This is a genomic window from uncultured Chloroflexus sp. (assembly GCF_937951745.1).
In the GTDB taxonomy this organism is placed as follows: Bacteria; Chloroflexota; Chloroflexia; order Chloroflexales; family Chloroflexaceae; genus Chloroflexus.
The window spans coordinates 20,036-30,800 of sequence record NZ_CALFBQ010000059.1; the positions used below are offsets into that span (position 1 = coordinate 20,036).

Annotated in this window: 6 protein-coding genes; 4 read left to right on the forward strand and 2 right to left on the reverse strand. The window is 58.3% G+C overall.

Annotation, left to right across the window (positions count from 1 at the left end; all coding sequences use genetic code 11):
- Nucleotides 1-97: 97 nt before the first annotated feature.
- Nucleotides 98-2,503 (forward strand): response regulator, encoded by a 2,406-nt coding sequence (locus tag Q1A59_RS14145; protein ID WP_299645147.1) that lies wholly within the window; start codon nucleotides 98-100, stop codon nucleotides 2,501-2,503.
- Nucleotides 2,504-2,609: 106 nt separating this feature from the next.
- Nucleotides 2,610-3,539 (forward strand): translation initiation factor eIF-2B, encoded by a 930-nt coding sequence (locus Q1A59_RS14150; protein ID WP_298408303.1) that lies wholly within the window; start codon nucleotides 2,610-2,612, stop codon nucleotides 3,537-3,539.
- Here Q1A59_RS14150 and Q1A59_RS14155 read toward each other — a convergent pair.
- Nucleotides 3,536-4,651: a glycosyltransferase family 1 protein gene (locus Q1A59_RS14155; RefSeq protein ID WP_298483300.1), complete on the reverse strand. Its 1,116-nt coding sequence runs from the start codon at nucleotides 4,649-4,651 to the stop codon at nucleotides 3,536-3,538. The two genes, Q1A59_RS14150 and Q1A59_RS14155, sit on opposite strands and share 4 nt — an antisense overlap.
- Nucleotides 4,652-4,675: 24 nt before the next feature.
- Nucleotides 4,676-5,428 carry an MBL fold metallo-hydrolase gene (locus Q1A59_RS14160; protein ID WP_298408296.1) on the reverse strand — a complete coding sequence of 251 codons (753 nt, stop codon included), beginning with the start codon at nucleotides 5,426-5,428 and terminating at the stop codon, nucleotides 4,676-4,678.
- A gap of 377 nt (nucleotides 5,429-5,805) precedes the next feature.
- On the opposite strand from Q1A59_RS14160, the gene Q1A59_RS14165 reads away from it, so the two are divergent.
- Both Q1A59_RS14165 and Q1A59_RS14170 read left to right on the forward strand, forming a co-directional pair.
- The gene (locus Q1A59_RS14165) at nucleotides 5,806-8,061 is read left to right on the forward strand and encodes an ATP-binding protein (RefSeq protein ID WP_299645148.1); all 2,256 of its coding nucleotides are present in this window, start codon (nucleotides 5,806-5,808) and stop codon (nucleotides 8,059-8,061) included.
- A partial coding sequence (locus Q1A59_RS14170) for a Calx-beta domain-containing protein (RefSeq protein WP_299645149.1) occupies nucleotides 8,009-10,765 on the forward strand: 2,757 nt, incomplete at its 3' end. The genes Q1A59_RS14165 and Q1A59_RS14170, both read left to right, overlap by 53 nt.

The following is a 10,765-nucleotide window of genomic DNA, read 5'->3' on the forward strand; positions in this document are numbered from 1 at the left end:
GCTTCCGTGTACAATTCTACTCTAGAGTCGGAAAGATGCTGCTGTCAACCCACTACCTGCCGGCTCCGCTTCCTACAGACAGATCGGGCCTTCCACTATGGAAGAGATTCTCATCGTTGATGATAATGAGCAGATTAGCCGCATGTTGGCCTCCAGCGTGCTCCCTGAGTTGGGGTACCGCGCTACTACCGCGCTCACCGGCCAGATCGGCCTTGAGCGGTTACGCGCTCGCCAACCCGATCTTATTTTGCTCGATCTGCAGTTGCCCGATATGAACGGGCTTGACTTCCTGCGCATCTTAACACAAGAACGGATTGATATACCAGTTATTCTCATGACTGCGCACGGCTCCGAGATGATCGCGGTCGAGGCGTTTCGACTTGGCGCGCGCAATTATCTGATCAAGCCGTTCTCAGATTCCGAGGCGCGCGAAGCCATCGATCAGGCCCTTCGCGAACGCCGCTTGCAACGCGAACGCGACCGGTTGATGGCACTCTTGCAGCAACGGGTGCAAGAGCTGACCGTCTTAACCCGCGTTGGCAAATCGGTGACGGCGTTGATGGATCATCGCCAGTTGCTCGATCGGATTGTCGAAGCGGCGATATATATCACCCAAGCCGATGAGGGGTTGCTCTGCGAGCGTGATGAGCAAACCGATAAACTGGTGGTACGCGCATGGCGCAATCCTCCCGGCGAAGCGGCCAAACAACTCGGCTTGGCCGGTTCGTTGGTCGAGCATGTCGTGCGGAGCGGGAAGCCGATCCGCCTGAGCAGCGCCGCCACCGGCGAACCGATCGCGATTACGCCGGCCTTGACGGTGCAAGCCACTTTGCAAATGCCGTTACAGCTCGGTGATCGGGTGATTGGCGTATTAGTCGTGAATAACCGGCGCACGCATCGCGCCTTCAGCGATAGCGATCAATACCTGTTGGCCGCGCTAGCCGATTACGCCGCAATTGCGATCGAAAATGCCCGGCTCTATCAAGCGGCCCGCAGCAGTGAAGCACGCTATCGCGCGATCTTTGCCAACGCCTCTGATATGGTACTGATACTTGATGCCGAGTGGCGGATCGTCAGCAGTAACCAAAGCGGCGCCCACATTTTGGGGCAAACTCCAGATGATCTGATCGGCCAACCGCTGCAACGTTGGTGCTTGCCCCAAGAATGGCCGGTTATTGCCCAAACCCTCCAGCGGATCAGCAATGGCGAACCAGCGCAGCCATTTACCGTTTCGTTGCAGCGTCACCTCCACGATATGGCCGTGGTCGAAATGAGCGCGCAACGCCTCGCCGTCGATGCCGAGGAGATGATCGTCTGTATCGGGCGCGATCTGACCGAACGCCGTCGCCTCGAACAGCAACTGATCCAATCGGATAAACTCTCAGCGTTGGGCCAATTGGTGGCCGGTGTTGCCCACGAGTTAAATAATCCGCTCACCAGTATTTCAGGGTATGCCCAGTTGTTGCTGCGCAATCGCTCGCTCGCTGAAGACACTCGCATGGATTTGGAACAGGTGCGGCAACAGGCCGATCGAGCGGGGCGGATTGTACGCAATTTGCTCATGTTCGCCCGTGAACATAAACCCGAACGCTCGGTAGTCCAGATCAACGATGTGATCCAAAGCGCGCTAGCGCTACAGGTCTATCAATTGCGGGTTGATAACATCAGTGTCCAACTCGAACTCGACCCGTCCTTACCCCTGACCATTGCCGATCCACACCAGTTGCAACAGGTCTTGCTCAACCTAATCACCAATGCGCGCCAAGCGATGGCTGAACGCGGCGCCGGCACGCTGACCATTCGCACCGCACTGCGCAACACGGGTGCTGAGCCGCAGATCGAGATTAGCGTCGCCGATACCGGTGTGGGCATCCCTGCGCAACACCTCGATAAGATCTTTAATCCCTTCTTTACGACCAAGCCAGTAGGGCAAGGCACCGGTTTGGGTCTCTCGATCTGCTATGGTATCATTCAAGAGCATCAGGGCCAGATTTGGGCCGAAAGCCGGGAAGGGGTTGGGACGACGATCTTTATTCGGCTGCCACTGGTCGAACCGCACGACGAGATTGACGAATCGCCATCGCCACCGCCAACGACTGAGAGCGGCCCTTGCCAACGGGTCTTGGTGGTTGATGACGAAGAGCCGGTGCGCCGTATGTTGCAGCGCCTACTCGGTGAACTCGGCCATCAGACCACCACCGTCGGCGATGTCGATGCCGCGTTGCAAGAGCTAGCTTCCCATCACTACGACTTGGTGATTACTGATCTCCGCATGCCGCAGAAAAGCGGGTTTGATTTGCGTGATGCTATCAGCCGCACCTACCCCCAATTAGCTGACCGGATCATCTTCATCAGCGGCGATACGCTGAGTTCGCTCAGACCCCAACAGAAAGAACAACTACACGGACGTTTGCTGACCAAACCCTTTTCTATCCCCCAATTGACCGAACTGTTGCGCAATCTTCCCCAGCAGCGAACGATCAATTCGTCTGAACGCCGTTAACGTATGCTATGGTAAGATCAATACCCGGTAGCATTGGAAGCCGGCAACGGGGCCGGCAACGAGCCATGGAACGAGCCATGGGTTGAATACCGGTACAGGAACGACCATGGACCCATTTATCGCCCAGTCCGTTGCCGCGATTGCGGCCGATACGGTCTCAGGCGCGGTAGAAATTGCCAAAAAATGCGCAGAAGTGTTGGCGCGTGCGGTGCGCAGCCGGCCTATGGCAGACCGAGCTGATGTGCAACGCGAGATTCTCACCGTCGGTAGAGCATTGATGCGCAGCCATCCGACCATGGCACCGTTAGTGAATTTGGTAAACGGTCTACTTTGGCGACTCGAAGAGACTCACGATAGTGAAACCGCGCAGCGATTGGTCGATGAAACTACCAACGATTTTCGCCGCCGACTGCATGTCCATGAAGCCGCTATTGCGGAGACCACGCTGCGTCTAATCAGCGAAGAAGCGCGCATCTTGACGATTGGGCGGAGTACAACGGTGCGGGCGGCCTTGCGCCACGCGCAGCGCGCCGGACGGAGGCCGCGCGTGATCTGCACCGAGAGTCGGCCGGCCGGCGAAGGCCGGATGCTGGCTGGCGAACTGGCGGCCAGCGGCATCCATACCACGCTCATTACCGATGCGTCGGCAGCCGCGCATGTGGCGCACTGCCATCTCGTGTTGGTCGGTGCCGACCTGATTAGTGGCGATGGGTTGATCAATCGGGTCGGCACCTATCCGCTAGCATTGGCAGCCCATGCCACCGGCGTCCCGATGTACACGCTCTGCTCGAGTGAAAAGCTGTTACCGCCGGGGTACCGCTTACCGTCGCAACAACCGCTACCGCCCAACCAGCTTTGGCCGGAAGCGCCGCCGGGGATCACGGTGCAAACCGCTTACTCTGATCGCACACCGCTCGATCTACTGACCGGGATTATTTCCGAGCGCGGCATTTCGCCGCCGGTTGGGATCGAAGCATGGTTGGCTGCCACCCATCTCCATCCGTTGCTGCGCGCCGATATGGATGAGGCCGGTTAACGCTGCGCAAGCTGGCGATAGAGGGCCAGCGTCTGCGTTGCAGCGGCGTGCCACGAAAACCGCGCAGCCTGTAGCGGCCCGCGCCGGCGTAGCTCAGCGCGGGTTTGTTCGTCATGCCAAAGCTGTTCAATTAGATCAGCCCATGCCGCCGGATCAAGCGGCGGCGCCAGCCATGCGGCATCGCCGACCACTTCTGGGAGACTGCTCGTATCGGCCACAATGGCCGGCGCGCCACACGCCAACGCTTCCAGCGCCGGCAAGCCAAAGCCTTCGTACCGTGACGGATTAAGGTAGATGCGGCAGGCAGCGTAGAGCCAGCGCAGATCGTCGCCGCCGACAAAGCCGATGCGCGTGACCTGATCGCCAAGCCCAAGCTCGCCGATCAGCGCCAAGATCGGCTCGTCGAGCCAGCCGCGCGCGCCGGCCAGTACCAACCGGTAGCCGGCCGCTGGCCGCCGGTCGCAACAGATCCGCAAGGCACGCAACAACGTCGGAATGTTCTTGCGTGGTTCGATCGTACTCACGAAGAGCAAAAAGCTATCGGCGGCCAACGTCTGGCCGTCGATCACGCGCGTCGCGCCGGGAGAAAGGGGCAGCGGGCGAAAATGGGCATCGGCTGCCTCGTAGATCACGGTGATCCGTTCCGGCGGCACCCCCAGCCGTTCAACAATATCGTCGCGCGTCGCCTGTGACACTGCAATTATTGCTTCGGCGCTGGCTGCCGCCTGATAGATCTGGCCATAGTACCGGCGAGCCGCTTGGTCAAGAATATCGGGAAAATAGAGAAAGGCGAGATCGTGAATAGTAATCACCGCCGGGCACGGGCGCACCAATGGTGGAATGAAATCAGGGCTGTGCAGCACGGTGGGCCGGCGCAGCCACACTTCGAGCGGCAGACTGGCTTGCTCGAAGCGGTGATGGGGCGGGGTCAGCAGCCGACTGCGCCGCAAGCCGGGTGCTAGCGGCGACCGGGCACGCACATGTTCGAGCAGGAGCAGCTCTTCACCGGCAGTCAGTAAGGGTGCCATTGCCGTCGTCAGACTACGGGTGTAGTGGGCGATTCCCCCTTGCCGGTACGCATTGAGGCGAGCGTCGATGGCAAAACGGATCATAGAGCCTTCACCGGCGCACAACCATCAGATATCGATTTCTAAGCCATCATACGCAAAGGTCACACCGGGCGGCAAGCTGTAATCGGCCCGATAATCGACGGTATGAGTCATATGCACCAAAAAGGTACGCGGTGCGCCAACCAATTGCGCGACTTCACCTGCCTCGGCAATCGAGAGATGGGTCGGATGCGGCTCGACGCGCAACGCATTGAGCACTAGCACCTGCACCCCGCGCAACTGCTCGATCGCTGCTGGCGGCACAGCGCTCGCATCAGTCACGTAGCCAAGGGGGCCAATCCGGTAGGCAGTGATCGTCCACGTGCCATGGGGCACAGCAATCGGCACAATCGCCAGCGGGCCAACGTGAAACGGCGCCTCAACAGCACACAACGTAATCGCCGGACGTGACGAACCGGTGGAGGTCTCGTCAAACGCGTAGGCAAAGCGTTGGCGCACATCGGCTAAGGTTTGCGGGCTGCCATAGATAGGCATTGCCCCCTGCCGTAAACAAAACGGGCGCAAATCATCGAGGCCGGCCACATGATCGAAATGGGCATGGGTCAACAACACGGCATCGATCCGGCGCAAACCGGCAGCAATAGCTTGAGTACGAAAATCAGGCCCAGCATCAATCAACAAAGCTATACCATGACTCCGCACAAGGGCTGACGTGCGCAGACGATGGTGGCGAGGATCAGGCGAGGTACAAATCGGGCAATCGCAGCCAATGACGGGAACTCCCATCGATGTACCGGTGCCAAGAAAGCGCAACTGCATATCGCCCGCATCAAGATGAATACATGATGAATCCGATCTTACAACGGCATTATAACATGGCTGCTCGACGCGCGCCCCACACCGAGTACCATCGCTTTAGCACCGGTCATAAGGCCATTGCTCTTCTGTCGTATCATGAATATTGGTATGCAACCGTATCGTATATAAATAAACTGTTACCCATTTGCCATCAAAAATGCATTCGCAACAACCGTAACCTGCTTTATACTATTGTTAAGCGACGTGGATCGTGCTAACCTTTCATGCCGCGAGGATTTGTACGTAGCGGCTTTTTCAGCGAAACTCGTAGAGAAGCAATGACGTGATCACAATGCCGTTCGCTGACCGGCCGCACTCATCACCGCAGGTTGAACACCATGCGCCGGCTGATTGGCGAGCTGCGAACGCAGCTCAAGTACCAAATTATCGGCCCCTTCCTCATCCTTGCGATTGTCGTCGCAGTGGTTGGGCTGTCGGTCGTCGCGTTTTTCCTTGCCCGTCAGCAACAAGATCGCTTTGACAACGAGCTTGCCGCCGCCACTCGAACGGTGAGCGACACCTTCTTCGCCCAAGAGCAAGCCAATCTTTACTTTTTGCGCGAAGTCGCCTTTGCCCAACGTAATGACAGCATCGGCGCGCCTGCCGTCGCTGACGCTTTTCGCGAAAATAACAGCGAAGGGTTGCGGATCGCCCTCGAACCGTTCTTCCTCCAAGGCACCCGGCGCAGTGACGTGCGCCTCGACCGATTGATCGCTTTTGGCCGCGACGGGCGCACGATTGCCGACTTCGAGCGCCCGCCACTCGCCACCGATAGCTCGTATATCACCCATGCCTCATTCGATCTGAGCAGCGCATGGTTTACTGCTAAAATCCTCAACGGCGAAGCTGACTCACGCGGCGATAAATACGCTGGCTTGATCCGGTTTAGCAACACCCAAACCCTCTACCTCGCCACTATTGCGCCGGTGCGGCTGGGGAATGACGTCGTGGGCGGCTTGATTGTTGCCATCCGGCTTGATAACCTCCTCAACACCATCGTCCAGCAGGCCCGGCTCGATGGGCTGGTACTGTACGACCTTGACGGCAAGGTGATCGCGAGTTCTTTTGGCAGTCTTGGGCAAACCCCTACCCTGACCGCCGATCTGCTGGCGAAGGTTAAAGCCAATCCCGATCCGTTCGGGCAATCACTCTTTACGGTGGAGCAGATCAACGGCACCGAGTACCAGTTTGCGTATGTGCCTTTCACCATTCGCGGCGGGCGAGCGGGTATTCTGGCGACGGTGCGAACGCGCGAAGAAGTGTTGGCAACGTGGAGTAACATAAGCCCGCTCCTCGCCCTGATTACCTTTGGCTTAGGTTTTGGGATCGCAGTGCTTGGCTTATGGGTGGCGCGGCGCATTACCCGCCCGCTCGAAGAGTTGGCTGAAACGGCAAATGCAGTCGTCAGCGGCGACCTGCAACGGCGCGCGCAGGTCAGTACGCAGAATGAGATCGGGGTGCTGGCGCAGAATTTCAACCGCATGACCGAGTACCTGATCGAGCTGTTGGCACAAGTGCGCACCGAAGCCAGTCAGCGCGCCGCCATTGTCGAAAGCATTACCGATGGCATCATCTTTACCGATGTTCACGGTGAGATTCGCTCGATCAATCGCGCCACCCGCCGATTGCTGGGCATTAGCGAAGAAGCTCCGATGCCCAAGCGCCTGAGCGATCTTCCGCTCGAACCCCTGCAAGAGGGTATTCCCGGTTTTGGTGACCAACGCGCTCAAGATCTCTATGCGCTCGGTAATTATTTTGTTCGGCTTTCAATCGCTGAAGTGCGCGAAGAGAATGGTGAATTGCTCGGCTATGTCGCCGTGCTCCAAGATCTCACAGAGGAGGTGATGGTCGACCGGGCGAAGACCAATTTCATTGGAACGATTTCACACGAGTTGCGTACACCTTTGACGGTGATTCGAGGCAACGCTGATCTCCTGATACGCGGGTTGGCCGGCCCGCTCGACGATGAGCAGAAGACCTTTGTTGAAGCGATCCGGTTGCATGCGAACAACATGACCACCTTGATCAGCAATGTGATTACGATTGCCAACCTCGACTCCGGTTCGCTCAAATCAACCCTTGAACCGATCGAAGTGCAACGCCCGATCGAAGATGCGATCTGGCAGGTGCAAGCCCAGATCAAAGCCAAAGGGTTGCAACTCGAGATCGAGATTCCGAAGAAGCTGCCTGCTGTGCTAGCCGATTTCGATCATGTGCGCACTATTATGACCCAATTGCTCGACAATGCCCGTCGCTATACCAATGCAGGTACCATCACGATTCGCGTCATTCCACAACCTGATGTGATGCGGATTGAAGTGCGCGATACCGGTCGCGGCATTCCGCCCCATATGCACGATCAGATCTTCGAGCGCTTCATTCGAGGGGAAGGCATTAGTGAAGGCATTAATTCCAGCGAACGCGGCATTGGGCTTGGATTAGCGATTTGCAAGCAATTGGTCGAGCGCTTGGGCGGAACGATCGGTGTCGAGAGCGCACCGGGGCAGGGTAGTACGTTCTTCTTTACATTACGTTACGCCAATGATACCGCCAGCCCTGAAAAACCAGCAACCCGCGTGGAATCGGCTGCTTGACGGACGCCAGTTCCGGCGTCCATTGCCATGGCTGATCCTTGCCTCGTTGTTGCTGTTGCTCCTTTTGATCTCCTGCGTCATTAGCCTGATGATCAATCAGGTGGCGCCGCGCATGGAGTGGTTTAGCGGCGACGTGAGCAACAGCGGGCGGGTAGATTATAGTCTGTGGAGCGGCGGCCCCCAATTACCGCCGCTTAATCCCGAAGCGATTGCTTCACCCAACGAAGAACCGACCCCCATCACCACCCCCGGTACCGAACCAGAACCGGAAGTGCCGGTGGCAGTGATTGAGGTACCAACTGCAACGCCGACCAGTACGCCGACCGTAACTCCGACTGCAACGCCGACTGCAACGCCGACCAGCACGCCAACCCGGACGACCCTCCCGACCCGGACGGCCTTCCCGACCCGGACGGCCACCCCAATCGTAACGACAACGACGGCGACAACACCGTCGCCGCCACCACCGCCACCACCGCCACCATCGACAAATACCCCAACGGCGACGAACACTCCAACGGCGACACCTACCCGCACGGCTACACCGTCGCCAACCAATACCCCTGTCCACACGGCCACGCCTACCCGCACGGCCACGCCAACGCCGACAAATACGCCAACACCTCGACCCGGCGAGTCGATCTTTTTCTTCACAAATGCGAACCTCAGTGTCAATGAGAATGCCGGCGTTTTGACGGTAACGGTGCGCCTCCGTACACCGGCTGAACAGATGGTGCGTGTGCGGTACGAGACAGTGGCCGGTAGCGCCTTGCCCGGTGTCGATTACATCGCTGCAAGCGGGCAATTAACCTTTGCCGTCGGTGAACAGCAAAAGACATTTACCGTTGTGATCATTGCCGATGATCTCTACGAGCCGGCTGAGACGTTTACGCTGCGCTTGCTCAACCCAGAGAACGGTTTTATCGGTATACCCAACACGGCGACGGTGACGATTATTGATACCAGCCCGCCGCCGGAGATCAGCTTCGATAGCGCTGTCAGCATTGCGGATGAAGCGGCTGGCTTGGTTGCGGTGACGGTGCGGCTTAATCGTGTTTCGGCTGTCGATGCCCGCGTGTCGTATACCGTCACTGGCACGGCTTCCTTTGCCGATCACGGCCTCCGTGACGGGACGATTGTGTTCCCAGCCGGGACGCGCGCGGCGCGGTTGCTGATCCCCATTGTTGATGACCCAGAAGCCGAGAATGATGAAACGGTCGTTATCACCTTGAGCTCGCCGGTTGACGCAACGCTTGGCTCGCCACGCACCCATACGCTGACAATTCAGGATAACGATCAAGCCGGCATTGTCCTACAGCCGTCCCTTGTCGATGTGGCTGAAAGCGGGCCAGACGGCGCCTATACTATCCGCCTGAATAGCCGGCCAACTGCGCCCGTCACCATCACGCTGAGCGGTGTACAGGTGATGACAGATCCAGCGATCCTGACATTTACGCCGGCTAATTGGTCTACGCCGCAGACCGTGATTGTGCAAGCGATTGATGATCAGGTCGCCGAACCAACGCCACATCCCGGTTCGGTGTCACATACTTCAACTAGCGCCGATCCGTTTTATCAAGGCTTGAGCCTTCCCACCTTGGCCGTCCGCATTGCCGATAACGATACGGCAGGGATTATCACGTTGCCCTTTAGTTTGACGGTCGCTGAAGGCGGCCCAGCAGTGAATTATCAAGTGAGGTTGGCAACCCAGCCGACGGCAAATGTGGTGCTTGCGGTTACCCCCTCTAATCAGGTGTTGCTTAATGGGCAGCCGATCCCAGCGCCGATCACGCTAACCTTCACCCCGGCCGATTGGAATGTGCCGCAAACGGTCAGTGTCTTGGCGATTGACGACCAAATTGATGAAGGCATTAGTGAAGTTGTCCAGATCGCACATACCGCCAGCAGCACCGAACCGTTCTACAACGGTCTGACGGCAAATGTTGCGGTGACGGTGATTGATAACGATTTGGCCGGGATCGTGTTGGCGCCCAGCAACCTCACGCTGAACGAAGACGAAACCGGCACGTATACGGTGCGGCTCAATAGCCAACCGGTAGCGGCGGTGACGGTGCAGCTAACACCGGAAATTGTCGCGCCGATCTCGCCGCTCGTTCCTAGCACCGGCCAACTGCTGCTCAATGGCCAGCCGACCCTCACCCTCACCTTTACGCCGGCCAACTGGAACACGCCGCAGACGGTTAGCGTACAGGTCATTGACGATCAGATCGATGAAACTCTCGATCCCGCCACTACATACCTTGTTCATGTGCGCCACACCGCCAGTAGCGCCGGCGACGCGATCTATAATGCACTGCCGCCGGTGTTGTTGCCGGTGACGATTGTCGAGAATGATGTTGCCACGCTGATCCTCACCCCCGCCAGCCTGACTGTGGCCGAGGGCGGCCCGGCGGTGACCTACACCGCTCGCCTCGCCACCCGACCACTGGCTAACGTCACCGTGACCATCACGCCCGAAATCGTCAACGCTGTCTCGCCGCTCGTTCCTAGCACCGGCCAACTGCTGCTCAACGGCCAGCCGACCCTCACCCTCACCTTTACGCCGGCCAACTGGAACACGCCGCAGACCGTCAGCGTGCAGGCGATTGAAGACAATATTGATGAGACGCCAACCGGCCCAACGTATGTTGTCACGCTCACCCATACCACGACGAGCGTGGACGATCCCGTTTACGCCGCGCTG